Here is a 25394-nt window from a genome sequence, read left to right as displayed (position 1 = left end):
GATGGGCCCGGTGCGCGGAACACGTGCACCGGGCCCGTCCGGGTCTCCTCGCAGCTGCCGCGACGACGCCCTCGGCCGGGAGCACCGCGGGCACCTCACCGTGACCGAGCCGGTGGGGGCCGAGGATGACCGCGGAGGAGCGGGCCGAGCGGGCCCGGACCGCCGACGAACTGTGCCGGTCGGCCTACGAGTCCGTGGGTGGGCCGGAGGAGGGCGTGGCCCTGGTCGCGGTCGGCGGTTACGGACGGGCCGAGCTGGCGCCGTACTCGGATCTGGACGTCGTGCTGGTCCACGACGAGGGGGTCGACCCGGGCGAGGTAGCGGCCCAGGTCTGGTATCCGCTGTGGGACGCACGGGTGGAGTTGGACCATGCGGTCCGTTCCTTCCCCGAGATGACCGCGGCCGCGGAGGCCGACCTCCGGGTCGCGCTGGGCCTGCTCGACCTGCGGCACCTGGCCGGCGACCCCAACCTCACCCTGCGGCTTCGCAGCACGATGTTGGCGCAGTGGCGCCGACAGGCCCGGGAGCGGCTGCCCGAACTCCGCAACCTGGTGTCCCGGCGGCACGAGCGGTCCGGCGAACTGGCCCATGTCTCGGTCCCCGACGTCAAGGAGACGGCCGGCGGGCTGCGGGATGCGACCGTGCTGCGTGCACTGGTGGCCACCTGGCTGGTGGACGTCTCCCACAGCGACCTCGAGCGGTGTCGTCAGTCGCTGCTCGACGTTCGCGACCATGTCCACGACCTGTCCGGACGAGCCACCGACCGGATCCCTCCCGAGATGTGGGGCGACCTGGCCGACCGGCTCAAGCTCGAGGACGCCTACGCCGCCCAGGTGCACGTGCGCCGGCTCGGCCGGCGGCTCACCCACCTCTCCCACCTGGCCTGGCGACGGGTGGAGGGCGTGCTGCGTCGTCCCAGCGGCGGCCAGGCGCGCCGCCCGCGGCTGGAGGGAGTGGCGCCTGGAGTGGCACTCAGCGGGGGAGAGGTGGTGCTCGACGCCTCTGCGCGTCCGGCCAAGGACCCGTTGCTGCTGCTCCGCGCCGCCGTCGTCGCGGCCGAACGCGACGTCGTCCTCGCCCCGCCGACCGCGGCCCGGCTGGCCAGGGACGGCTGTGTGCTGCCGGACCCGTGGCCGACCGAGGCACGACAGCTGATGGTGCGGCTGCTCGCCTCCGGCGACGGACTGCTCGACGTCTGGGAGACACTCGACGAGACCGGGGCGCTGCGACTGTTGCTGCCGGAGTGGGAGCGCATCCGACTGCTCCCGCACGCCTCGGCGATCCACCGGTTCACCGTCGACAGGCACGTGATCGAGACCTGCATCGAGGCGTCCAGACTGATCCGTCGGGTGCCGCGCCCCGACGTCCTCGTCGTCGCCGCGCTGCTGCACGACATCGGCAAGGGCGGGCTGGGCGACCATGCCGCGGCGGGCGAGCCGCTGGCCAGGGACGTGGCGCGGCGGATGGGCTTCGACGAGGCGGCTGTCGACCTGATCGGCACGCTCGTGCGCGAACACCTGCTGCTCGGCACGGCCGCGACCACCCGCGACCCGGAGGACCCCGCGACGGTGACGCTGCTGACCAAGCGGCTCACCTCACCGCTCGCGGTCGACCTGATGCTGGCACTGGCCGAGGCCGATGCGCGGGCGGCCAGTCCGCAGGCCTGGTCGTCCTGGCGGGCGCAGCTGATCACGGGCCTCGCCTACCGGGCGCGAAGCGCTCTCGATTCCGGGCTACCGCCGCAGACGCCGTCCCGGCAGCAGGTCCCGATCCCCCTCGAGGCCCAGGCGGGCGGCGTGGCGATCGAGGTGGAACGTACCGCCGACGGGGAGCGGGTACGGGCGGTTGCGCCCGACCGGGTCGGGCTGCTCACCGACCTGACGGCGTTGTTCGCCCTGCACCGGATCGAGATCCGGGCCGCCCACGTGTGGAGCCAGGACCAGTACGGCGTCTCGGAGTGGGACGTCGCCGACCAGCACCTTCAGGCGGGGCTGCTGCGCACCCGCTTCGAGGCGCTTCGGGACGGGCGTCTGGACCCGGCGCGTCTCCACCCGGTGCCCCTCCCGGGGCCGGGTTCGGTGCCCGAGCCGGTGGTGGTGATCCGACCCGAGGCGTCCTCCCGAGCCACCGTGCTGGAGGTCCGCACTCGTGACCAGCCGGGTGTCGTGCACCGGGTGTGCGCCGCGCTGGCCGAACTGGACATCTCGATCCGCTCCGCCCACGTGGACACCCTCGGACCCCAGGCGGTCGACGTGTTCTACCTCCAGGAGCCGTTCGCCGGCGCCCTGACGGACCTGCGCGCCGCCGAGGCCGCCCACGCCGTCCGCGCAGCCCTCTCGGGGTGACAGGTCGCCCGGCCGATGTCCGCGCGGACGAGGTCGGGCGGCCGCTGCGCGAGTGCGGCACTCTCAGGACGGTCCGACTAGTCTTGGGGCCGACGTACGTCCGCCCTCGGCGGCCCGAGTGTCCGGCACCTGTCCGGCAACGACCCGCGGCCGCCGATCCGCTCCACCAGACGAGGACCCAGCCGCTTTGTTCGCCACGCTCTCCGATCGGCTCGCAGACACCTTCAAGAACCTGCGGGGGAAGGGTCGCCTCTCCGAGGCCGACATCGACGCCACCGCGCGTGAGATCCGGATCGCGCTGCTGGAGGCCGACGTCGCGCTGCCGGTGGTCAAGCAGTTCGTGGCCGCGGTCAAGGAGCGTGCCCGGGGCGAGGAGGTCAGCCAGGCGCTGAACCCCGCCCAGCAGATCGTCAAGATCGTCAACGACGAGCTGATCGAGATCCTCGGCGGCGACACCCGGCGGCTCCGGTACGCCAAGTCCGGGCCCACCGTGATCATGCTGGCGGGTCTCCAGGGTGCCGGTAAGACCACGCTCGCGGCCAAGCTGGCCCGGTGGCTCAAGGATCAGGGCAAGACCCCGATGCTGGCCGCCTGCGACCTGCAGCGACCCAACGCCGTCACCCAGCTCCAGGTCAACGGTGAGCGCGTCGGCGTCCCCGTCTTCGCCCCCGAGCCGGGCAACGGCGTCGGTGACCCGGTGGCGGTCGCCCGCGCGTCGGTCGAGGAGGCCAAGCGCACCCTGCACGACGTCGTCATCGTCGACACCGCCGGCCGGCTCGGTGTCGACGCCGAGATGATGCAGCAGGCCGCCGACATCCGCGACGCGGTCCGGCCCGACGAGGTGCTCTTCGTCGTCGACGCGATGATCGGCCAGGACGCCGTGACCACGGCGCAGGCGTTCCTCGACGGGGTCGGCTACGACGGCGTCGTCCTCACCAAGCTCGACGGCGACGCCCGCGGTGGCGCGGCGCTCTCGATCGTCTCGATCACCGGCAAGCCGGTCATGTTCGCCTCCAACGGCGAGAAGATGACCGACTTCGACCTGTTCCACCCCGACCGGATGGCCGGGCGGATCCTCGACATGGGCGACATGCTCACCCTGATCGAGCAGGCCGAGAAGGCCTTCGACGCCGAGCAGGCGCAGAAGGCGGCGGAGAAGCTCAGCGGCGGCGATTTCACCCTCGACGACTTCCTCCAGCAGATGCAGCAGCTGCGCAAGCTCGGCTCGATGAGCAAGCTGATGGGGATGCTCCCCGGGATGGGCCAGTTCCGCGAGCAGTTGGACAACTTCGACGAGCGCGAGATCGACCGGATCCAGGCGATCATCCAGTCGATGACCCCCGCCGAGCGGGCCAACCCCAAGATCCTGGACGGCTCCCGGCGCCGGCGTATCGCCAACGGTTCGGGCCGCCAGGTCTCCGACGTCAACCAGTTGGTGGACCGGTTCACCGAGGCCCGCAAGATGATGACCCAGATGGCCAAGGGCGGCGGGATGCCGGGCATGCCCGGGATGCCGGGGATGCCGGGCCTCCCCGGAGCTGGCAAGCGGGCCGGCGCCAAGCAGAAGGCGCAGAGCAAGAAGTCCAAGGGCCGCCGCAAGTCGGGCAACCCCGCCAAGGCGGCGCAGCAGGACGCGGCCAAGGATTCCCAGCAGAAGTCCGGTGCCGGCGCCAACCCGTTCGGTGTGCCCGCGGGCGAGGAAGGTTTCGACTACGAGCAGGCCGCTGCCTCGCTCGACCTCCCCAAGGACTTCTCGAAGTACCTGAAGTGAGCACGCCGGGCACCGTGCTCGTCGTCGACGGCGCGAACGTCGTCGGCGCACGGCCCGATGGCTGGTGGCGGGACCGGGCGGGAGCGGCCCGTCGACTGCACGAGGGGCTGCTGGTCGCCGATCTGCCCCACGACCAGGTCGTCCTGGTGCTCGAGGGCAAGGCCAAGGGCGGTGTGAAGGCCGGCCGGGACGGGCACGTCCGCACCGTCCATGCCCCCCGCGACGGCGACAGCGCGATCGTCGAGGAGGTCCGCGCAGCGGTGTCCTCGGGCGCCCGCACCACGGTGGTCACCGCCGACCGGATGCTCCAGGCGCGCTGCGGAGGAGCCACCCCGGTGTCACCGAACTGGCTGCTCGACCAGCTCTGACCGATCCGGCCAGGTCGCTGAGCCGGCAGCGCGGACGTGGCCGCTCCCGTCGGACCTGCCAGGCACGGCCGATCGCGACGACGCGCTAGGTTCGGGTGCGTGACTTCCTTGAGGTTCTCCGGTCCGGTGCTCCCCGACGGTGAGACGGCGGAGCTGTACGTCGTCGACGGGCGGATCACCCGAGAGAAGCAGGCCGGCGCCGAGACCGCGGCCTCCGGCTGGATCCTGCCCGGTCTGGTGGACGCACACTGCCATCTCGGTCTGGACGAGAACGGCGCGATCTCGGAGGCGGCCACCGAGGCTCAGGCGCTCGCCGATCGGGACGCCGGGGCGCTACTGATCCGCGATGCCGGGTCGGCTGCCGACACCAGTTGGATCCATGAGCGCGAGGATCTGCCGCGACTGATCCGCGCCGGCCGCCACATCGCGCGCACCAAGCGCTACATCCGCAACTACGCGCACGAGGTCGAGCCGGGCGAACTGGCGGCCTACGTCGCCCAGGAGGCGCAGCGCGGTGACGGCTGGGTGAAGCTGGTCGGTGACTGGATCTCGCGCGAGGACGGCGATCTGCGGCCGTCGTTCCCGCAGGAGGTGTTCGCGGAGGCGATCGCGGTGGCCCACCAGCACGGTGCGAAGGTGACCGCCCACTGCTTCGGCAACCAGGTCCTGCCCGGCCTGATCGACGCCGGCATCGATTGCATCGAGCACGGCACCGGGCTGAGCGCGGACCTGGTCGAGGCGATGGCCGGGAGCGGCATCGCTCTGGTGCCGACGGTGATGCAACTGGACAAGTTCCCCGAGTACGCCGAGGCGGGCGCGGCGCGCTTCCCGACGTACGCGGCGACCATGACCGACCTCCACACCCGCCGCCGCGACACGATCATGGCCGCCTACGAGGCCGGGGTGTCGCTCTATGCCGGTTCCGATGGTGGCGGCGCGACGGCACACGGCAACATCGCCGGTGAGATCGTGGCGATGGCAGATCTTGGTCTGCCCCTCGACTACGCCCTGGGTGCCGCCTCCTGGCGGGCCCGGGAGTGGCTGGGCTGGAACCCCGGTCTCGGTGAGGGCGACCCGGCCGACTTCGTGGTCTATGACACGGACCCGCGCACCGACCCGAGCGTGCTGGCCCGACCGGCGCGCGTGGTCCTGCGCGGCCGCGTGGTGGCCTGAGCACGGGCTCGGCCGGGCCGCCGTCGACGACCACTCCGATTTCCCAGCGCAGAGGCGTTCTGGCAGACTTCTCCCTTGAGTCCTGCGCGCCCGGACCCTCTCACCCGAGCGACGCAGAGCCCATCGAAGACTTCTGCCGGTGTCCCCACGTCGGACGAGCGGTCTTCACCCACATCGATTCGTCCAAGGAGACACCACAAACGTGGCCGTCAAGATTCGCCTGAAGCGCCTCGGCAAGGTCCGTGTGCCGCAGTACCGCATCGTCGTCGTCGACTCGCGCAAGAAGCGCGACGGCAGGGTGCTCGAGGAGATCGGCAAGTACCGTCCCAAGGAGGAGCCCTCGTTCATCGAGGTCACCTCCGAGCGGGCCCAGTACTGGCTCAGCGTCGGCGCCCAGCCGAGCGAGGCCGTCGCCCGCATCCTCGAGATCACCGGCGACTGGCAGAAGTTCAAGGGCCTCCCGGGTGCGGAGGGCACGCTGAAGACCGCGCCGCCGAAGCCCGACAAGCTCGAGATCTTCAACAAGGCGCTCGCCGAGGCTCACTCCGAGCCCTCCGGTGCCGCCGTGACCAGCAAGGCCAAGAAGGACGCGGCTCCGGCCGAGCCCGCTGCTGAGGAGGCCGCTCCGGCCGCCGACGCGCCGGCCACCGAGTCCGAGGCCTGAGCCGGATGCTCGCCGACGCACTCGAGCACCTCGTCCGCGGTGTGGTCTCACACCCCGACGATGTGAGTGTGCGTGACAAGCAGCTGCGCCGGGGCTCCATCCTCGAGGTCCGGGTCCACCCCGACGACCTCGGCAAGGTGATCGGGCGAGGCGGACGCACCGCGTCCGCCTTCCGCACCGTGATCAACGCCCTGGCCGGCCGGGGCGGCGCCCGCGTCGACTTCGTCGACGTCGACCGCCGCTGAGCCGTTCAGGCCGAGGCCGCACAGTACGCCGATGACGGGCGCCATCCTTCGGGGTGGCGCCCGTTGTCGTCGTGTTGGTGACGCGCAACTTTCACCGGTTCACCGGGGAAAGTTGCGCTCCCGGGCCGCTTTCGGCCCACACGGTGCGTCACTGTCCAGGAGGTCCCGGCCCCACCCGGGCGACGAGGAGTTCGAGGACGCCGCGCCGCGACACTAGGCTGCGCTGCGTGGAATCCATCGAGGTCCTGGTCGGACGCATCGGCAAGCCCCACGGGCTCCAGGGGCTGGTGACCATCGACGTCCGCACCGACGAGCCGGAGCGCCGGTTCGCGGAGGGGGCCCGGTTGCGAGCCGAGCCGCCCAAGGGATCGGCGTACGCCGCCACCGAACTCACCGTGGAAGGCACCCGCTGGAACAAGCAGGTGCTGCACGTGGCCTTCGAGGAGATCGGCGATCGCAACGACGCCGAGGCCGCCAGGGGAACCCTGCTCTATGCCGCCGTGTCGGCGGCCGACACCCCGGATGACCCCGACGAGTACTACGACCACCAGTTGATCGGGCTGCGCGCCTACGACGAGGACGGCCGCGAACTCGGTGAGGTGACCAGGGTGCTGCACGGGGGAGCGCAGGACCTGCTCAGCATCCGGACGCCGGATCGGCGCGATGCGCTGGTGCCGTTCGTGAAGGTACTGGTGCCGGTGGTCGACCTGGCCGAACGGCGGGTCGTCATCGCCGACCGTCCCGGCCTGGTCACCCCGCTGCCCGACGAGGCCTGAGCGATGCGCCTGGACTACCTCACCATCTTCCCGGACTATCTGGACCCGCTGCAGCTCTCCCTGCCCGGCAAGGCGATCGAGAAGGGGCTGCTGGAACTGCACGTGCACGACCTGCGCCAGTGGACCCACGACCGACACCACACCGTCGACGACACCCCCTACGGCGGCGGGGCAGGCATGGTGATGAAGCCGGAGCCCTTCGGGGAGGCGTTCGAGGCCCTGGCGCTGGGCGAGGGCGAGGGCGAGGCGACGATCCTCTTCACCACCCCCTCCGGCGAGCCGCTGACCCAGTCGCTGGCCCGGGAGCTCTCCACGCGCGAGCGGCTGGTCTTCGCCTGCGGTCGGTACGAGGGAATCGACCAGCGGGTGCTCGATCACGCCGGCACGCTGGGCGAGGTGCGCGAGATCAGCCTGGGCGACTACGTGCTCAATGGCGGTGAGGTGGCCGCGCTGGCGATCACCGAGGCCGTGGTCCGGTTGCTGCCGGGGTTCATGGGCAACGCCGCCTCCCTGGTCGAGGAGTCGCACGAGGACGGCCTGCTCGAGTACCCCGTCTACACCAAGCCGGCGACCTGGCGCGATCGCGAGGTGCCCGCCGTCCTGCTCTCCGGCGACCATGGCCGGATCGCGGCCTGGCGGCACGAGCAGGCGCTCCGTCGTACGGCGGAGCGCCGCCCCGACCTGATCCATGCCAGCCAGGGCGCCTCGGAGTGGGAGATCGTGCCGGCGGTTCGCGCCGACGCCCCCGAACTGCTCACCCTCCAACTGGCCTGTTGGGTCCAGGAGGCGCTGGACAACGACACCCTCGACATCCCCGCCCTGCACGAGTCCCTCGATGACGTCCTCGCCCACCTCGAGGCATGGGACGTGTACGTCGTGCGCGCCGCGGGCCGACTGGTCGGCTCGGTGAGCGGTCACGCGGAGGGTGATCTCTGGTCGATCGGCCGGCTGATGGTCGCCCCCGACCAGCAGGGCCGGGGGATGGGGCGGGCGCTGCTCGCCCACATCGAGTCGGTGGCAGCGCCGGCCACGACGACGTACGGGCTCTTCACCGGTGAGCGCAGCGCTCGCAACCACCGGATCTACAAGAAGGCGGGCTACCGGCTCCGGGGAGACCTCGCCGCGGCGCCCGGCGCGGTGACGCTGACCAAGCGCCGCCGCTGACTCGGCTCGACCGATTCCACGCCCACCGCGGGTGTGTGGCAGAATCTGTCGTCGGCCTCAGTCGGCCGAAGGATCGCTCCGCACCCCGTCATCGACGGAGTGGACGGAGGGTCTGCGTCGGGCTCCTGCCACAGGGGGAACCGTACGCCGCCGGCCTGGCTCCACGAGAGCACGCTGAGACCATCCCGCACCCCATCGCACCGCGGCTGACCTGTGGCACTCGCGAGGAGACATCATGACCAACCTGATCACCGAGATCGACAAGGCCAGCAAGCGCGAGGACCTGCCGGAGTTCCGCGCCGGTGACACCGTCAAGGTGCACGTCAAGGTCGTCGAGGGCAACCGCTCGCGTATCCAGGTCTTCCAGGGCGTGGTCATCCGTCTGCAGGGCTCCGGCGTGAGCCGCTCCTTCACCGTCCGGAAGGTCTCCTTCGGCGTCGGCGTCGAGCGCACCTTCCCGCTGCACTCCCCGATCTTCGAGAGCATCGAGGTCGTGACCCGCGGTGACGTCCGCCGGGCGAAGCTCTACTACCTGCGCAACCTGCGCGGCAAGGCCGCCAAGATCAAGGAGCGTCGCGAGGCCTGATCGACGCCCTCGCAGGAGTCTTTCCTAGACTCATCGCGTGACTTCAAAAGACCGCGGCCTCGCTCCCGACGCCTTCGAGGATGATCCTCGAGATGAGGGAGCGGGGCCGCGGTCTTCGTCGTCTCCCCGTGGCCGTAAGCGGCGGCATCTGCCGGTGTGGCAGGAGACCCTGCTGCTGCTCCTGATCGCCCTGCTGCTCGCGGTCGGGATCAAGGCGTTCGTCGCCCAGGCCTTCTACATCCCCTCGGAGTCGATGGAGCCGGGACTGGTCGAGAACGACCGCATCCTCGTCGAGAAGCCCTCCTACTGGGGCAGCGGTACGCCGCAGCGCGGTGACGTGATCGTGTTCAAGGACCCCGGTGGCTGGCTGGGCCCCGCACCGGATCCCGGCCCGGTGGCCGACGTACTCACCAAGATCGGGCTCTATCCCGAGGGCGGTCACCTGGTGAAGCGGGTGATCGGCGTACCCGGCGACGTCATCCACTGCTGCGACCGGCAGGGCCGTTTGGAGGTCAACGGCGTCGCGGTGGACGAGTCCGACTACGCCCGGCCGGGGGAGTGCTACGGGCCGATGATCGGGTGCGACTGGACGGCCGGCCCGGTGCCGGCGGGCGAGCTGTTCGTGATGGGCGACAACCGTGCCCACTCCGCGGACTCCACCGTGCATCTGTGTCGGGAGACCGAGTCCGACTGCGCCAAGGACCCCTACGTCGGCGAGGACCTGGTGGTGGGCAAGGTGATGGCGGTGATCTGGCCGCTGGGCAAGGCACGATGGGAGAAGGACCCCGACGCCTTCGACGACGTCCCCGCCCGCGACCCGGACACCGACTCATGACCAGGACCACAACCCCGTCGCTGCGCTTCGAACGCACGCTGATGCGCGAGCGCGGCCTGACCCACCTCGCCTGCTGCGACGAGGTCGGGCGCGGCGCCCTGTCCGGGCCGGTCACCATCGGCACCGTGGTCATTTCCCTGGACACTCGCAGCGCCCCCCAGGGGGTCAAGGACAGCAAGCTGCTCACCCCGCAGGCCCGCGAGCGGCTGGCGCCGCGGGTCCGGCGGTGGGCGCTGGACTCCGCGGTCGGGCATGCCAGCGCCGCTGAGATCGACGAGTTCGGGGTCGTCGCGGCACTGCGGCTCGCCGGGCACCGGTCGCTGGCCCAGCTCGGGGTCGACCCCGACGCCGTCCTGCTGGACGGCAACCACGACTACCTGACCCCGCCCGAGCAGGAGGGGCTCTTCGGCCCGTCCGGCCTGCTCGACGAGGTCCCCCCCGTGGTCACCCTGATCAAGGGGGATCTGCGGTGCGCCGCGGTCGCCGCAGCCAGCATCCTGGCCAAGACCGAGCGTGACCGCCTGATGGTCTCCTTGGACGCGGAGCACCCCGGCTACGGCTGGGGCGAGAACAAGGGCTACTCCGCACCCGCCCATCTCGAGGCGCTGGCCCGGGTCGGCCCGTGCGTGCAGCACCGGCGTTCGTGGCGGCTGCCCGGCATCGGCGTACCCGTGCCGGAGGAGTTCATGGAGGCCGTTCTCGATGCGGACGCGACCTCGTCCGAGGTGGGGCTAGTGTCGGGGGCGTGAGGAGCCAACCGTGAGCGCCGAGGAACTCGAGCAGTACGAGACCGAGATGGAGCTGACGCTCTATCGGGAGTATCGCGACGTGGTCGGGATCTTCAAGTACGTCGTCGAGACCGACCGCCGCTTCTACCTGTGCAACCAGGTCGATGTGAAGGCCCGCACCGAGGCCGGCGACGTCTACTTCGAGGTCTCCATGACCGACGCCTGGGTGTGGGACATGTACCGCCCGGCCCGGTTCGCGAAGAACGTCAAGGTGCTCACCTTCAAGGACGTCAACGTCGAAGAGCTCAGCCCCTCCGACCTGGACCTCCCGAAGAGCTGACCCGCCGGCCCCTGGGCCGCTGAGCGTCCACACTGCAAGGACGCGACCCACCTCTCCACAGCCGTCCCCCGACGCTCCGCGCCGGACGACGCGGTCCCCGATGCTGGATCCGCGACATCGGACCATCGGCGACGGAGGGCGCGTTTCATGACCACGACCACGAGCGGGCAGGCCTCGAGACTGAGGGCCCTGGGGGAGTACGGCGAACGGGTGGCCGAGCGGCACCTGTGCGAGCAGGGGCTCATCCCGCTGGATCACAACTGGCGTTGCACGGACGGCGAGATCGATCTGGTCCTGCGGGACGGCGACACGCTCGTGGTGTGCGAGGTGAAGACCCGCAGTAGCGAGCAGGCCGGCACCCCGCACGAGGCGGTCGATGCGGACAAGTTGGACCGACTGCGTCGACTCGCCCAACGTTGGTCCGAGGATCATGACCTCCGGCCGCCCGCCGTCCGGATCGACCTGGTCGCCGTCGTGCGGCCACCACGCGGGCCCGCCCGGGTGGAGCACGTCCGGGGGCTGGTCTGATGGGCCTGGGGCTGGCGCGCACGGTGTCGTTGCGGGGAGCCGTGGGCCATCTGATCGATGTGCAGGCCGACGTCTCCCCGGGGCAGGTCGGCACCACGATGGTCGGCAGTCTCGATGCCTCATTGAGTGAGGCCCGCGACCGGGTGCGGATGGCCGTGATCAACTCCGCGCTGGAGTGGCCCTCCACCCGACGCATCACCGTGCTGCTCTCACCCGCCGACCTGCCGAAGTCCGGCACCCACTACGACCTGGCCATCGCCTGTGCGGTGCTCGCGGCCACCGACGTGGTGCCGGGGGCGTACCTGCGCGACACGCTGCTCATCGGCGAGCTGGCCCTCGACGGGGGGTTGCGCTGCACCCACGGAGTCCTGCCGATGGTGCTGGCCGCGTCCCAGCGCGGCCTGACCCGGGTGATCGTGCCCGAGCCGCAGGTCCCGGAGGCGGCACTGGTTCCGGGAGTCGACGTGCTCGGTATGCGCTCCCTGGGGCAGGTGGTGGCCGAGCTGGGCGGCGAGGAAGTCCCCGAGGCCCCTGCGGTGCCGGCCCTCTCCGGTCGATCGCTGCTCACCTGGCGCGGCGATGCCCGGCTCGACGACGTGGACCTCGCCGACCTGATCGGCATGGAGGACACCCGCTACTCGCTCGAGGTGGCTGCGGCCGGCGGCCACCACCTGCTACTCAAGGGGCCGCAGGGCTGCGGCAAGACCTCGATCGCCGAACGCCTGCCCACGATCCTCCCGGATCTCGAGCCGGAGGCTTCGCTGGAGCTCACCGCGGTGCGCTCGATCGCCGGCGTCCTCGATCCCGAGGAGGGGCTGGTGCGACGGCCCCCGTTCGTGGCACCCCACCACGACGCCAGCCGTGCCAGCCTGGTCGGCGGAGGCAGCGGTCGGGTGCGACCGGGGCAGGTGAGCCTGGCCCACTCCGGGGTGGTCTTCCTCGATGAGTTCCCCCTCTTCCGCACCGACGTCATCGAGGCCCTCCGCGAGCCGTTGGAGAGCGGTGACATCACGATCGCCCGGGGCGATGAGACGATCACCCTGCCCGCCGGCGGGTTGTTCGTCCTGGCCGCCAATCCGTGTCCCTGCGGCAATTTCGGGAGCGGTAGGTGCGAGTGCCGGCCGATGGAGCTGCGGGACTACCACCGCAAGCTGCGTGGCCCGGTCGCCGACCGGGTGGACCTGACCCGCACCCTCTCCCCGCTCGGCACCCACGAGGGCGACCGGTTGGCATGCCGCGAGTCCAGCGCCGAGGTCAAGGAGCGGGTCACCCTCGCGCGCGAGCGACAACAATCCAGGTTCGCAGGGTGCGGGTGGCGGCTCAACGGCCAGGTGCCCGGGCCGGTGCTCCGCCAGCGCTGGCCGCTCGACACGCGTGGGCAGCGACTGCTGGATCAGGCCGTGGCGACGGGACGGCTCACCCGGCGCGGCGTCGTACGCACCCATCGGCTGGCGCTCACCGTCGCCGACCTCCTCGGACTCGAGCGACCCGGCGCCGCCGAGGTCGATGTCGCGCTGCGCCTGCGCCTGGGCGAAGACCTTCGACACGAGACCGTCGTGCGCCGCGGCAGGTCCTCGGAGCGAGCCCGTGCAGCCCGGCGGGGGCCGGGCTCGGTCGGTTCCGCGGACGCCGGGAGTGCGGCCTGGTCCGTCTCAGGGGCGGCGGGTTCGGCACCGCCGGGTTCGGCACCGCCGGTTCGGCCGCAGCAGGGGCTCCTCCGCGATCAGGAATCGCAGTCGGGGAGAGATCGCCGGGCGAGACGGCCCGGGACGAGAGGAGCGCGGGATGAGTGCGAGCCGGTCTGTCCTCCCCGTCGGAGGCGGTGACGGACCCGGCAGCGACCGGGATCGCTTGGCCAGAGTGGTGTTGGGACGGGTCTTCGAACCGGGCCAACTCCGAGTGAGCGCCCTGGTGGGCGAGTACGGCGCCCCGGTGGTCCTCGAGCGGATCTGCGAGCAGCGGACCGGAGGACACCTCACCGACGACGCGTTCTCGCGCCTCGACGCGGTCGATCCGGAGCGCGACCTGGAGCGTGCGGCCCGGCGGGGGATCAGGTTCGTGGTCCCCGGCGACGAGGAGTGGCCTGCCTCGCTCGACGATCTCGCCGGGGTCGAACCGCTGCAGCGCTGCTCCGGTGCGCCGCTGGGGCTGTGGGTCCGCGGCCCGCGTCGCCTCGCGGACCACGCCCGAGCATTGTCGCTGGTTGGTTCGCGGGCGGCCACGACCTACGGGATCGACGTCACGCTGCGTCTCTCCGCCGAGGTAGCGGCTCGGGGATGGACCGTGGTCTCCGGGCTCGCCGACGGGATCGACCAGGCAGCACACCGAGGCGCGCTGTCGGTGGGCGGGTGCACCATCGCGGTCCTCGCCAACGGCGTCGATCGTGCCTACCCGGCGGGCAGCGCCGACCTGCTCGACGTCATCGCCCAGGAGGGGCTGGTGATCTCCGAACTGGCGCCCGGCTGCGCGCCCTCCCGGATCCGGTTCCTGTCCCGTAACCGGGTGATCGCGGCACTCGGACGCGGAAGCGTGATCGTGGAGGCAGCGCTGCGCAGCGGCGCCCTCAACACCGCCAATTGGGCGGGTCGGTTGCACCGCTGCGTCATGGGAGTCCCCGGCCCGGTCACCAGCGGGTCCTCCCAGGGGGTGCATCAGTTGTTGCGGATGGGCGGCGCGACGGTCGTCACCTCGGGCGCCGAGGCGCTGGAGCTGGTCGGGGCCAGTGGCGAGAACCTGCCTCCGGAGACGCGCGGCGAGAGCCGACCGCGCGACCGACTGACCCGCCGCCAGCAACAGGTGCTGGAAGCGGTGCCGATGGTGCGACCGGCCACGGTGGAGTCCATCGCGCGCACCGCCGGGATCGCGGTCCCCGAGGTGACCGGAGTGCTCGACTGGTTGAGACGACACGGATTCGTGGAGCGGATGCCACGGGGCTGGCGCGTCGGCGAAGCAGCCCAGGAGACGGCGGCGCCGACCGGCGGAGTGGCGAGTTGAAGAGCGCGGTGCGACCCGCTCATGGCGATCAGATGAAGGCTCGGCAAAGCTGGGGGTGACGTGGCCGGGACGGCATTAGCGTCCGATGACATGAAGATAGCGGTCGTGGGCATCGGCTACGTGGGTCTCTCCAACGCCGTGATCCTGGCTCAGCACCACGAGGTCGTGGCGGTCGATGTCGACCCGGCCAAGGTCTCGGCGCTCAACCGGCGTGAATCGCCCATCGCCGACCCCGAGCTCAGCGAACGGCTACGGTCGGCGTCGCTCGCGCTGGTCGCCACCCACGACACCGAGCAGGCGTTCCACGGTGCCGACTTCGTGGTGGTGGCCACCCCCACCGATTACGACCCGGAGACCAACTACTTCGACACCTCCTCGGTGGAGACCGTGATCGCGGCGGCCCTGCGGCTGTCTCCGCGGGCCGCGGTCGTGATCAAGTCCACGGTGCCGGTCGGCTTCACCGAGCAGATGCGTGCGCGGCACCCCGGCGCCACCATCCTCTTCTCACCGGAGTTCCTGCGGGAGGGCCGGGCGCTCCACGACAACCTCCATCCCTCGCGGATCATCGTCGGTGACCGGGGGGAGTACGGCAAGCACTTCGCCGACCTGCTCTTCGAGGGTGCCCAGGACGACGACGTCCCGATCCTGCTCACCGACCCCACCGAGGCGGAGGCGATCAAGCTGTTCGCCAACACCTACCTGGCGCTGCGGGTCGCCTTCTTCAACGAACTCGACACCTACGCCCACAGCCGGGGCCTGGACACCGCCCAGGTCATCGAGGGAGTCGGCCTCGACCCCCGCATCGGCCTGCACTACAACAACCCGAGCTTCGGGTACGGCGGCTACTGCCTGCCGAAGGACACCAGGCAACTCCAGGCCAACTACCGCGACGTGCCGCAGAACCTCATCAATGCCGTGGTCGACGCGAACGTCACCCGCAAGGACTTCATCGCTGCCGACGTCCTTGCCCGAGCACCGAAGTGTGTCGGTGTCTACCGGCTGACCATGAAGCACGGCTCCGACAACTTCCGGGCCTCGAGCATCCAGGGCGTGATGAAGCGGATCAAGGCGAAGGGTGTCCCGGTCGTGGTCTTCGAACCCAGCCTGGACCAGGCGGAGTTCTACGGGTCCGAGGTGCTGGGGGACCTCACCGAGTTCAAGAGTCGCGCGGACGTGATCCTCACCAACCGCCTCGCCCCGGAACTCGCCGACGTCGCCGAGAGGGTCTACACCCGTGACATCTACGGTCGCGACTGAGCGAGCCGACCGCATGCGCCGATCGGGTCGGGGACCACGGCGGTCAGCGCACTGTTACTCCACCGAGGACGCCGAATCGAAACCTGTCCTCACGTCTGATCAGAGCTCTGACGCTCCGCAGAGACCGGGCCGAGAGCGGCTAGGCTGAAACGCGTGGTTGATGAGACTGCGGGGGCTGATGAGGCGGAGGTTGCCTTGTCTGAGGCTTTCGCCCGAGTGCTCGGCGACTACGAGCGACATCTGCGGTCCGAGCGTGGTCTCACCGAGCACACCGTGCGGGCCTACCTCACCGATCTGAGTCTGCTGGCCGAGCACGCCCAGCGACTCGGTCACACCGAGGTCGGGAGCCTCGACCTGCGGACCCTGCGCAGCTGGCTGGCCACCCAGCAGAGCGTGGGCAGGTCACGGACGACGCTGGCGCGGCGGGCGACCTCGGCACGCGTGTTCACCGCCTGGCTCGCGCGGACCGGACGCATCGACACCAATGTCGGCGCGAGCCTCGGCTCGCCTCGCGCGCACCGGACCCTCCCGTCCGTGCTGCGCGCCGACGAGGCCGAATCCCTGGTGCGCGCCGCGGCCGACGCGGCTGCTGGCGGTGGACCGGTGGGCCTGCGGGACGTGGCAGTGCTCGAACTCCTCTATGCAAGTGGCATCCGTGTCGGTGAGCTGTGCGGTCTCGACGTGGACGACCTCGACCGCCAGCGAAACGTGGTGCGCGTGCTGGGCAAGGGACGCAAGGAACGGGTGGTCCCGTTCGGAGTGCCGGCGGCCCGTGCACTCGACGATTGGCTGGTGCGGGGAAGACCCGCCCTGGTGGGGGAGGGGGCGTCGGGCGCGCTGTTCGTCGGCGTACGCGGCGGCCGGATCGATCCTCGCGCCGTGCGGACGATGGTCCATCGGCGGATCGCGGCTGTGCCCGGGGCCCCCGACATCGGGCCGCATGGGCTGCGGCACACCGCCGCCACGCATCTCCTCGAGGGCGGGGCCGATCTGCGCTCGGTGCAGGAGATGCTCGGCCATGCCTCGCTCGCGACCACGCAGCTCTACACACACGTGACCACCGACCGACTGCGTCGCGCCTACCAGCAGGCTCACCCTCGCGCCTGATCCAGCGGCGCGAGAGTGCGGCCACGCACAGGTGACGACCGACCGACTGCGTCGCGCCTACCCGCAGGTTCACTCCCGCCTGATTCGGCAACGCTCGAGTGCGGCCACACAGGTGACCACCGACCGGCTCCGTCGCGCCCCCGCTCGCACACCTGATCCGGCTGCGTAGCCAGCGAGCGTCCATCGGTGCACCCTCATCCCACCGGCTGGTCGCGCCACAGCGGCAGGAGCCTGACCGGCCCCGCGCCGACGAGTTGGAGGGGGTCGAGGTAGGCGTCGTCGCTGTTGCGGATCCAGCCCCAGTGCAAACAGGTGGCCGGTGCGCAATGTGAGGAGGCCGGGGCAAGAATGCCGAGGAGACCCCCTGCTCCCACCCTCTCGCCGGGACGGAGCGGGCTGCTGACGGGCTCGTAGGTCGTACGCGTGCTCCCGTGATCCACCACCACGACGCCCTTGCCCGCGATCAGGCCGACGAAGGTCACCGTGCCGGCGAGCGCGCTCCGCACCGGTTGACCCACCCGGCCGGCCAGATCCACGCCCCGGTGACCGGCTCCCCAATCCTCCTCTGGAGGGTCGAAGCCGTGCACGACGGGCGGCACCGGTCGTAGCGGCCACACGCCGGTGGCCGGGGGCGAGGGATCGCGGGACAGGACGTCCGCGAGGGATTGGGACGGCGGCGGCGCGGGTGGGGCGTCCCGCGCGGCCGCCGCTGCGGCTGGCCCCGCCCAGAGCATGAGGATCAGCAGCGAGATGACCGACCAAGCCACGACGGGCCGGGCGCGGATGCCCTCCGACCGGGATCCCGACCCGGATCCCGACCTGGATCCCGACCTGGGCCGGGGCGGGGACGCGGTCAGGCGTGCTGCCGAACAGCAGGGCCGGCGGAATGTCGAGGAGGGGGTAGGCATGGTTCGATCCTGCGTTCGGGTGGACGCACCGGCGAGCGCTCGAATTGCACCTGTGTGGAGGCGGATCGCCGCGGTGCGGTGTGGACGACGACCGGCCCGCCGGGCAGGCCCGAACTGATCCAGGCAGGGATTGGGCGTGCTGAGCGGGAGTCGACTACTCTAGTGCGGCAGCCCACCATGGGTTGACTACGCACGTCCGCAGACCACGACGCCCCCGGCCTCCCCGAGGGCGACCAACCGTGGGCGAGGATCCTCAGTCCGGCACCGCCGGTCGGATCACGCGCAGACGTCAGGGCGTCCCGCCTCGGCGATCCGAGATGAGACGCAAGGAACTGAAAACCGACCGGAGACAGCTCCCGGCCCTCCTCGCATGCAAGGACGGGCACCACGGGAAGTCTCCATCACAAGGAGAAATCATGGCAGTCGTGACCATGCGCCAGCTCCTCGAGAGCGGCGTCCACTTCGGACACCAGACCCGTCGCTGGAACCCGAAGATGAAGCGCTTCATCATGACCGAGCGCAACGGTATCTACATCATCGACCTGCAGCAGTCGCTGGCCTACATCGACCGCAGCTACGCCTTCATCAAGGAGACCGTGGCCAAGGGCGGGACGATCATGTTCGTCGGCACCAAGAAGCAGGCCCAGGAGGCGATCGCCGAGCAGGCGACCCGCGTCGGGATGCCCTACGTCAACCAGCGCTGGCTCGGCGGCATGCTGACCAACTTCCAGACCGTGCACCAGCGGATCAACCGCCTCAAGGAGCTCGACGAGATCGACTTCGACGATGTGGCCGGCTCCGGTCGCACCAAGAAGGAGCTCCTGCAGATGAAGCGGGAGCGCGACAAGCTCGACAAGACCCTCGGTGGTATCCGCGAGATGGGTCGCACCCCCTCCGCCGTGTGGATCGTGGACACCAAGAAGGAGCACCTGGCCGTCGAGGAGGCGCGCAAGCTCCGCATCCCGATCATCGGCATCCTCGACACCAACTGTGACCCCGACGAGGTCGACTTCCCGATCCCGGGCAACGACGACGCCATCCGTGCGGTCGGCCTGCTCACCCGGGTCATCGCCGACGCCGTCGCCGAGGGCCTGATCGCCCGCTCCGGCGGCAAGCAGGGCGAGGCGGCCACCACGGCCGAGGAGCCGCTGGCCGAGTGGGAGCGCGAGCTGCTCGAGACCTCCACCGAGACCACCGAGGCGCCCGCCGAGGCGACCGAGGCCCCGGCCGCCGAGTCCACCGAGGCGACCGAGGCTCCGGCCACCGAGTCCGCCGAGGCCCCGGCCACCGAGTCCACCGAGGCCTGATCCTCACTTCCCTGCGATCGAGAAGGAACACGCATGGCTTTCACCGCTGCTGACGTGAAGAAGCTCCGGGAGCTCACCGGCGCCGGCATGATGGACTGCAAGAAGGCGCTCACCGAGGCCGAGGGCGACTTCGACAAGGCGGTCGACCTCCTGCGCACCAAGGGTGCCGCCAAGGCCGCCGCCCGTGGCGCTGAGCGCGAGACCTCCGCCGGGCTGGTCGCCCACTCCGGTGGTGCGCTGGTCGAGCTCAGGTCGGAGACCGACTTCGTCGCGAAGAACAACGAGTTCATCAGGGTCGCCCAGCAGCTCGCCGACGCGGCCAACGAGGCCAAGGCCGAGAACGTCGAGGCGCTCAACGCCGTCACCATCGGCGAGAAGACGGTTGCTGGCATCGTCCAGGAGCTCGCCATCTCCATCGGCGAGAAGATCGAGCTCGGCAAGGTCGCCTACTTCGGCGGCGAGACGGCGGTCTACCTGCACAAGCGGTCCGCCGACCTGCCGCCGGCGATCGGCGTGCTGGTGGAGTTCGAGGGCAACGAGGACGGCGCCGTCGCGGTCACCAAGCAGATCGCCGCGATGCGTCCCCAGTACCTCGCCCGCGAGGAGGTGCCGGCCGACATCGTCGCTCACGAGCGCGAGATCGGTGAGGCCACCGCCCGCGAGGAGGGCAAGCCGGAGAACATCATCTCCAAGATCGCCGAGGGTCGTCTCAACGGCTTCTACAAGGAGGTCGTCCTGCTGGAGCAGGCCTCCGTGCTGGAGAACAAGAAGTCCGTCAAGGCCGTGCTCGACGAGGCCGGCACCACCCTCAAGCGGTTCGTCCGCATCGAGGTCGGGGCCTGACGCAGGTCCGCAGAGGAGGCCGGTCCGGGGGAGCACACGCTCCCTTCGGACCGGCCTCCTCGCACGTCCGTAGCGCGCCGATCCGCGACGGCGTACCCCACCACCTCGGTTGGTGGCATCATCGATCTCGGCTCGACCGAGCTCGACCCTCTGAAATACAAGGAGTCCCGTGACCGGTTACAAGCGTGTCCTGCTCAAGCTCTCCGGCGAGGTGTTCGGCGGCGGTCAGGTCGGGGTGGATCCGGACGTCGTCTCGAAGATCGCCAGGGAGATCGCCTCGCTCGCCGACGCGGGCGTCCAGGTCGCCGTCGTCACCGGCGGAGGCAACTTCTTCCGCGGGGCCGAGCTGCAACAGCGTGGGATGGACCGCGCGCGGGCCGACTACATGGGCATGCTCGGCATCGTGATGAACTGCCTGGCGCTGCAGGACTTCCTGGAGAAGATCGGCGTCGAGACGCGGGTCCAGACCGCGATCACGATGGCCCAGGTGGCCGAGCCCTATATCCCCAGGCGGGCGATCCGGCACATGGAGAAGGGGCGCGTGGTCATCTTCGCGGCGGGCATGGGGATGCCGTTCTTCTCCACGGACACCGTCGCCGTCCAGCGCGCGCTGGAGAGCAAGTGTGACGTCGTGCTGGTCGCCAAGAGCGGGGTGGACGGCGTCTACTCCGCGGATCCCAAGCTCGACCCGCAGGCCACCAAGTACGACGCGCTGACCTACGACGAGGCGCTCACCAACGGCCTGCGGATCATGGATCAGACCGCCTTCGCGCTATGCGGCGAGAACAAGCTGCCGATGATCGTGTTCGGCATGGAGCCGGAGGGCAACATCCTCCGCGTCGTGCAGGGTGAGAGGATTGGCACGCTGGTCACGGCAGACTGACCCCGCCACTTCCCGGGGTCACCCCGAGACCAACCAAGCAGCGAGCGCCGGCCGGCGTGCAAGGGCCCGATCGGGCCGACGAGGCGAGAAGGAGCCACCGTGATCAACGACATCCTCAACGAGGCCGAAGCCAAGATGGCCAAGTCGGTCGACTCCACACGCGAGGAGTTCGCGACGATCCGTGCCGGCCGGGCCCACCCCAGCATGTTCAACAAGATCATGGTCGACTACTACGGCAGCCCGACCCCGATCCAGCAGCTGGCGACCTTCACCTCGCCGGAGCCCCGGATCATCCTGATCTCGCCCTTCGACGTCGGTGCGATGGGCAACATCGAGAAGGCCATCCGCGACTCCGACCTGGGGATCAACCCCTCCAACGACGGCAAGCTGCTGCGCTGCGTGTTCCCGGAGCTGACCGAGGAGCGCCGCAAGGAGTTCACCAAGCTCGCCAAGGCCAAGGCCGAGGACGGCCGAGTGGCGGTCCGTAACCTGCGCCGTACCGCCAAGCAGGGCGTGGAGAAGCTGGAGAAGGACGGCGAGATCGGCAAGGACGACCTCGCCGGCGCGGAGAAGAAGCTCGACGCCCAGACCAAGAAGCACACCGAGGCGATCGACGAGATGTTGAAGAACAAGGAAGCCGAGCTGCTGGAGGTCTGAGACCCTGTCTCGGATCCCCCGCGAGCGAGCAGCGATGACGCCTGCCCCCACTTCTCCGTCCGACCAGGGCCCGACGGAGCCACCCGTCCAGAAGGATCACGGCCGCGCCGGGCGTAATCTCCCGGCGGCGATCGCCTCCGCCGTGGTGCTGCTCGGCGCCGTGACCGCGTCCCTGGCGTTCTGGAAGCCGGCGTTCATGGTGATCGTGGCGATCGCCGTCGTCGTGGCCGTCTGGGAGATGCGGAAGGGCATGCTCAGCCAGGACATCGACCTTCCGGAGCAGCCGCTGATGGTGGGCGGCGTCGTGATGGTGGTGGTGGCCTACGCCTGGGGCGCCGAGGCACTGGTGACGGCCACCGCGGTCACGGCGCTGGTGATCATGCTCTGGCTGCTCCGCCGCGGTGTGGAGGGTTACGTGCGTACGGCGACTGCGGCGGTGTTCACCGTGGTCTATGTCCCGTTCCTGGGGTCGTTCGTGGCGCTGATGCTGGCCGAGGGCGGCCGGACCGGCGGTGGGTTCAGCGACGCCGGGGTGAAGGGGATCGTCACCTTCGTGCTGGTCACGATCGCCTCCGACACCGGGGGCTACATCGCCGGCGTCCTGTTCGGCAAGCATCCAATGGCCCCGGTGATCTCGCCGAAGAAGTCCTGGGAGGGTTTCGCCGGTTCCATCGTGCTCTGCGTCGCGGCCGGGGTCGGCTGTGTCGTCTTCCTGCTCGACGGCGACTGGTGGATCGGCGTCGCCGCCGGCCTGATCGGCGTGGTGATGGCCACCCTGGGCGATCTGTGCGAATCGGTTATCAAGCGTGACCTGGGCATCAAGGACATGAGCCAGGTCATCCCGGGACACGGTGGGCTGATGGACCGACTGGATTCGCTGCTGGCGACCATCGCGCCGCTGTGGCTGCTGCTCCACTACGCCGTGTTCTAGTCGGTACGTCGCAGCACCGGCTGGCCTACGCGCGGCGCGCGCCCAGATGGACCGCCCGGCCGCTGCCGAGCCGTTACCGTGGTCGCGATGAGCGAGGAGGAGCGCGTGAGCAGTCCCGAGGCCGTAGTCCAGCAGCCCGACTGGTGGCACCGCGACCACCCGGTGTTCACCCCGCTGGCCGGGTTCTTCACCGGTCTGGCGGTCGTCGTGGTGGTGCCGAGCATCTCCGCGGCGGTGCTCTCCGCGCTGCTCGGCACCGACGACGCCACCCGGCTCATCCCGTTCGTGGCGGTGCTGCTCGCCCTCCCCCTGGCGCTGATGGTGGTCCCGCGCAGCCGCAGGTTCGGGCTCTACATGCTGCTCGGGATGGTGTTGACCGCGGTCGTCGCTGTCGGAGTGGCGGCCGCCACCCTATGGATCCTCGTGCGCCTCGAGGGCTGAGAACCGCCTACGACGAGGCTCACGTCACCCGGAAATGTGCAGGTACGCGTCCCCTGCGCGACACTGGAGGGGATGACCGAGGATCTTCCCACACCGCACTCTGCCGAGGCCGAGGCGGCCGCCATGGCTGGACGGGCGCTGCCGTTGGTGCTGACGCCGCCGAAGGGGCGGAAGAAGCCACCGCGGCACCTCGCCGACCTGAGCCTTGCGGAGCGGCAGGACGAGGCGAAGCGCATGGGGCTGCCCGGGTTCCGCGCCAAGCAGTTGTCGGTCCACTACTTCGGCCACCTGGTCGACGACCCCGAGCAGATGACCGATCTGCCCGCCGCTCAGCGCGCGGATCTCGTCGACGGTTTCCTGCCCTCCTTGATGACGCCGATGCGCACTCTGGAGGCCGATCGCGGCACCACCCGGAAGACGCTGTGGAAGCTCTTCGACGGCGCCCTGGTCGAGTCGGTGCTGATGCGCTACCCCGACCGAGTCACCATGTGCGTCTCCAGCCAGGCGGGGTGCGGCATGGCCTGCCCGTTCTGCGCGACGGGTCAGGGAGGGCTGCAGCGCAACATGTCGACCGCCGAGATCGTCGAGCAGGTCGTGGCCGGTGCTCGTTCGCTCCAGCGTGGTGAGGTGCCCGGCGGTCCGGGGCGTGTGTCCAACGTCGTGTTCATGGGCATGGGCGAGCCGATGGCCAACTACGCCGCCGTGATCGGCGCCGTCCGCCGGCTCACCGACCCCGCGCCCGAGGGCCTCGGGATGAGCGCCCGGGGGATCACGGTCTCCACCGTCGGTCTCGTGCCCCGGATCAAGCAGCTGACCGAGGAGGGGATCCCGGTCACGCTCGCGTTGTCCCTGCATGCCCCCGACGACGAGCTCCGGAACGAACTGGTGCCGATCAACACCAGGTTCTCGGTCGCGGAGACCGTCGAGGCGGCCTGGAACTACGCCCGGGTCACCAAGCGGCGGGTCTCCATCGAGTACGCCATGATGCGCGGCATCAACGATCAGGCGTGGCGTGCGGACCTGCTCGGCGACGTACTCAACTCCTATGGTGACTGGGGCTGGGTGCACGTCAACCTGATCCCGCTCAATCCGACCCCCGGCTCGAAGTGGACCGCTTCCGACCCCGCCGACGAGCGTGAGTTCGTCCGCCGGCTCGAGGCGAAGGGCATTCCCACCACGGTGCGCGACACCCGCGGCCAGGAGATCGACGGCGCCTGCGGGCAGCTCGCCGCCCTCGAGGCCTGACCCACCGCTCACGCGACATTCACTCCCTGGTCAACGGGGGAGACCCGTTCGGACAGGCGCCCGGCCCAGCATCGGGAGCATGAGCAGTGTCGTCAGGTTCCCCCGCACCACACCCGTCGGGACCACAGCAGATCGCGCCGAGCCGCTCCGCGTCCTGGTCGTCACCGAGTCCTTCCTGCCTCAGGTCAACGGGGTCACCAACTCGGTACGCCGGGTCCTGGAGCATCTGTCCGCGGCCGGGCATGTCGCGGAACTGGTCGCTCCCACCGGCCCGGCGACCTATGCCGGGTTCCCGGTGGTCCACGCCCGTGGCGCCACCCTGCCCTTCTACCGGGAGTTCCGGATCGGGCTGGAGACGCGCGGCTGGTTGCGGGCCGTGATGACCCGATTCCGGCCGGACGTTGTGCACGTGGCCTCGCCGGTACTGCTCGGCCACCAGGCGATCCGGGCCGCCGGCGACCTGGGGGTCCCGTCGGTCGCGATCTACCAGACCGACCTGGTCGGTTTCGCCGCTCGCTACGGGGTGGTCGGTGGGCCACAGGCGGCGGCGGCGCTGATCCGCCGGATCCACCATCGTTGTGACCTGACCCTGGCGCCGTCCTCGGCCAGCCTCGCCCAGCTCGACCGGCTCGGCGTCCCGCGGACGGCGTTGTGGCCGCGCGGTGTCGATCTGCTCGGCTTCCACCCGTCCCGGGTGGACCACGACCTGCGCCGGCGGCTGGCCCCGGACGGTCGGCTGCTGGTGGGGTACGTCGGCCGGCTGGCCGCCGAGAAGGAGTTGGACCTGCTGACCGGGCTGGCCCGCGACGACCGCTACGCGCTCGTCCTGGTGGGTGAGGGACCGGAGGGGGCCGCCCTTCGCCGCAGGCTGCCGGGTGCGCATTTCCTGGGCACGCTGCATGGCGAGGCGCTCGGGGCGGCGTACGCCTCCTTCGACGCCTTCGTCCACACGGGTCGGCACGAGACCTTCTGCCAGGCCGCACAGGAGGCGCTGGCCTCCGGCGTACCCGTCGTCGCACCGCGGGCCGGGGGGCCGCTGGACCTGGTGCGGGAGGGGGAGAACGGATTCCTCTACACCCCTGGCGACGCCCGGGCGCTGGGGTCCGCGGTCGGCCGTCTCCGGGACGACCCGGTCCTCCGTCGACGGCTCGGCCTGGCCGCCCGCCGAGGGGTGGCCGCCCGCTCGTGGGGGGCGGTCAACGACCGCCTGGTGCAGCACTATCGGGAGGTGATCGCCGTCGGCCGTCGGGGTGAGCGCCTCGCTGCCTGAGCACCTCCTCGCCGGGTGCCGTCCCCAT

The 25394-nt window shown here is 70.6% G+C and carries 26 protein-coding genes and 1 pseudogene; 26 read left to right on the top strand and 1 reads right to left on the bottom strand.

Features of this window, described 5'->3' with window-relative positions:
• Positions 1-125 precede the first annotated feature (125 nt).
• From G515_RS19245 to G515_RS0102850, 18 genes and pseudogenes are all read left to right on the top strand, one after another.
• On the top strand, positions 126-2345 hold the full coding sequence (locus G515_RS19245) for a [protein-PII] uridylyltransferase (protein ID WP_051217777.1): 2220 nt from the start codon (positions 126-128) through the stop codon (positions 2343-2345).
• Between the two features lie 187 nt (positions 2346-2532).
• Entirely contained in the window at positions 2533-4116 is a 1584-nt protein-coding gene (gene ffh / locus G515_RS0102925; RefSeq protein ID WP_028658931.1) for a signal recognition particle protein, read from the top strand.
• On the top strand, positions 4113-4484 hold the full coding sequence (locus G515_RS0102920; protein WP_028658930.1) for a hypothetical protein: 372 nt from the start codon (positions 4113-4115) through the stop codon (positions 4482-4484). The genes ffh and G515_RS0102920 overlap by 4 nt, the downstream gene beginning before the upstream one ends.
• 99 nt (positions 4485-4583) lie before the next feature.
• On the top strand, positions 4584-5657 hold the full coding sequence (locus G515_RS0102915) for an amidohydrolase family protein (RefSeq protein WP_028658929.1): 1074 nt from the start codon (positions 4584-4586) through the stop codon (positions 5655-5657).
• 202 nt (positions 5658-5859) lie between these two features.
• Positions 5860-6321 carry a 30S ribosomal protein S16 gene (gene rpsP / locus G515_RS0102910; RefSeq protein WP_028658928.1) on the top strand — a complete coding sequence of 154 codons (462 nt, stop codon included), beginning with the start codon at positions 5860-5862 and terminating at the stop codon, positions 6319-6321.
• Positions 6322-6326: 5 nt separating this feature from the next.
• Positions 6327-6566: an RNA-binding protein gene (locus G515_RS0102905; RefSeq protein WP_028658927.1), complete on the top strand. Its 240-nt coding sequence runs from the start codon at positions 6327-6329 to the stop codon at positions 6564-6566.
• 227 nt (positions 6567-6793) lie between these two features.
• Entirely contained in the window at positions 6794-7342 is a 549-nt protein-coding gene (rimM, locus tag G515_RS0102900; protein ID WP_211220923.1) for a ribosome maturation factor RimM, read from the top strand.
• Positions 7343-7345: 3 nt separating this feature from the next.
• A pseudogene (gene trmD / locus G515_RS23715) lies at positions 7346-8044 on the top strand (tRNA (guanosine(37)-N1)-methyltransferase TrmD); the annotation flags it as partial.
• Between the two features lie 18 nt (positions 8045-8062).
• Entirely contained in the window at positions 8063-8506 is a 444-nt protein-coding gene (locus G515_RS23710) for a GNAT family N-acetyltransferase (protein ID WP_245565205.1), read from the top strand.
• A 235-nt stretch (positions 8507-8741) separates the two neighbouring features.
• Positions 8742-9092 carry a 50S ribosomal protein L19 gene (gene rplS / locus G515_RS0102890; RefSeq protein WP_028658924.1) on the top strand — a complete coding sequence of 117 codons (351 nt, stop codon included), beginning with the start codon at positions 8742-8744 and terminating at the stop codon, positions 9090-9092.
• A 37-nt stretch (positions 9093-9129) separates the two neighbouring features.
• Positions 9130-9927 (top strand): signal peptidase I, encoded by a 798-nt coding sequence (lepB, locus tag G515_RS0102885; protein ID WP_028658923.1) that lies wholly within the window; start codon positions 9130-9132, stop codon positions 9925-9927.
• Positions 9924-10676, top strand: a complete 753-nt coding sequence (locus tag G515_RS0102880) for a ribonuclease HII (RefSeq protein WP_028658922.1) — start codon at positions 9924-9926, stop codon at positions 10674-10676. Before lepB ends, G515_RS0102880 begins: the two co-directional genes overlap by 4 nt.
• 10 nt (positions 10677-10686) lie before the next feature.
• Positions 10687-10995, top strand: coding sequence for a DUF2469 domain-containing protein (locus G515_RS0102875; protein WP_028658921.1), 309 nt, complete (start codon positions 10687-10689; stop codon positions 10993-10995).
• A gap of 147 nt (positions 10996-11142) precedes the next feature.
• A complete protein-coding gene (locus G515_RS0102870; RefSeq protein WP_036553815.1) occupies positions 11143-11523 on the top strand; it encodes a YraN family protein in 381 nt (126 codons plus the stop codon).
• Positions 11523-13349 carry a YifB family Mg chelatase-like AAA ATPase gene (locus G515_RS19240; RefSeq protein ID WP_157570972.1) on the top strand — a complete coding sequence of 609 codons (1827 nt, stop codon included), beginning with the start codon at positions 11523-11525 and terminating at the stop codon, positions 13347-13349. Before G515_RS0102870 ends, G515_RS19240 begins: the two co-directional genes overlap by 1 nt.
• Positions 13309-14517 (top strand): DNA-processing protein DprA, encoded by a 1209-nt coding sequence (gene dprA, locus G515_RS19235; RefSeq protein WP_036553813.1) that lies wholly within the window; start codon positions 13309-13311, stop codon positions 14515-14517. The genes G515_RS19240 and dprA overlap by 41 nt, the downstream gene beginning before the upstream one ends.
• A 90-nt stretch (positions 14518-14607) precedes the next feature.
• Entirely contained in the window at positions 14608-15774 is a 1167-nt protein-coding gene (locus G515_RS0102855; protein ID WP_028658919.1) for a nucleotide sugar dehydrogenase, read from the top strand.
• 195 nt (positions 15775-15969) lie between these two features.
• On the top strand, positions 15970-16881 hold the full coding sequence (locus G515_RS0102850) for a tyrosine recombinase XerC (protein WP_028658918.1): 912 nt from the start codon (positions 15970-15972) through the stop codon (positions 16879-16881).
• A gap of 194 nt (positions 16882-17075) precedes the next feature.
• Here the strand turns inward: G515_RS0102850 and G515_RS23880 are convergent, their stop codons facing one another.
• Positions 17076-17615 (bottom strand): M23 family metallopeptidase, encoded by a 540-nt coding sequence (locus G515_RS23880; RefSeq protein ID WP_084652991.1) that lies wholly within the window; start codon positions 17613-17615, stop codon positions 17076-17078.
• Positions 17616-18205: 590 nt separating this feature from the next.
• Between G515_RS23880 and rpsB the strand changes: the two genes are divergently transcribed.
• From rpsB to G515_RS19230, 8 genes are all read left to right on the top strand, one after another.
• Positions 18206-19096, top strand: coding sequence for a 30S ribosomal protein S2 (gene rpsB / locus G515_RS0102840; RefSeq protein WP_028658916.1), 891 nt, complete (start codon positions 18206-18208; stop codon positions 19094-19096).
• Between the two features lie 33 nt (positions 19097-19129).
• A complete protein-coding gene (gene tsf, locus G515_RS0102835) occupies positions 19130-19939 on the top strand; it encodes a translation elongation factor Ts (protein WP_028658915.1) in 810 nt (269 codons plus the stop codon).
• A 169-nt stretch (positions 19940-20108) separates the two neighbouring features.
• A complete protein-coding gene (gene pyrH, locus G515_RS0102830) occupies positions 20109-20822 on the top strand; it encodes a UMP kinase (protein ID WP_028658914.1) in 714 nt (237 codons plus the stop codon).
• A 102-nt stretch (positions 20823-20924) separates the two neighbouring features.
• Entirely contained in the window at positions 20925-21479 is a 555-nt protein-coding gene (gene frr / locus G515_RS0102825) for a ribosome recycling factor (protein WP_028658913.1), read from the top strand.
• 34 nt (positions 21480-21513) lie between these two features.
• Positions 21514-22410 (top strand): phosphatidate cytidylyltransferase, encoded by an 897-nt coding sequence (locus G515_RS0102820; protein ID WP_051217775.1) that lies wholly within the window; start codon positions 21514-21516, stop codon positions 22408-22410.
• A gap of 87 nt (positions 22411-22497) precedes the next feature.
• Positions 22498-22851, top strand: a complete 354-nt coding sequence (locus G515_RS0102815) for a hypothetical protein (protein ID WP_028658911.1) — start codon at positions 22498-22500, stop codon at positions 22849-22851.
• Between the two features lie 123 nt (positions 22852-22974).
• The gene (rlmN, locus tag G515_RS0102810) at positions 22975-24096 is read left to right on the top strand and encodes a dual-specificity RNA methyltransferase RlmN (RefSeq protein ID WP_036554115.1); all 1122 of its coding nucleotides are present in this window, start codon (positions 22975-22977) and stop codon (positions 24094-24096) included.
• Between the two features lie 79 nt (positions 24097-24175).
• The gene (locus tag G515_RS19230; protein ID WP_036553811.1) at positions 24176-25366 is read left to right on the top strand and encodes a glycosyltransferase family 4 protein; all 1191 of its coding nucleotides are present in this window, start codon (positions 24176-24178) and stop codon (positions 25364-25366) included.
• Positions 25367-25394 lie beyond the last annotated feature (28 nt).

This window comes from Nocardioides insulae DSM 17944, from assembly GCF_000422825.1.
GTDB lineage: Bacteria > Actinomycetota > Actinomycetes > Propionibacteriales > Nocardioidaceae > Nocardioides > Nocardioides insulae.
This window is presented reverse-complemented; position numbering and strand designations above follow the sequence as displayed.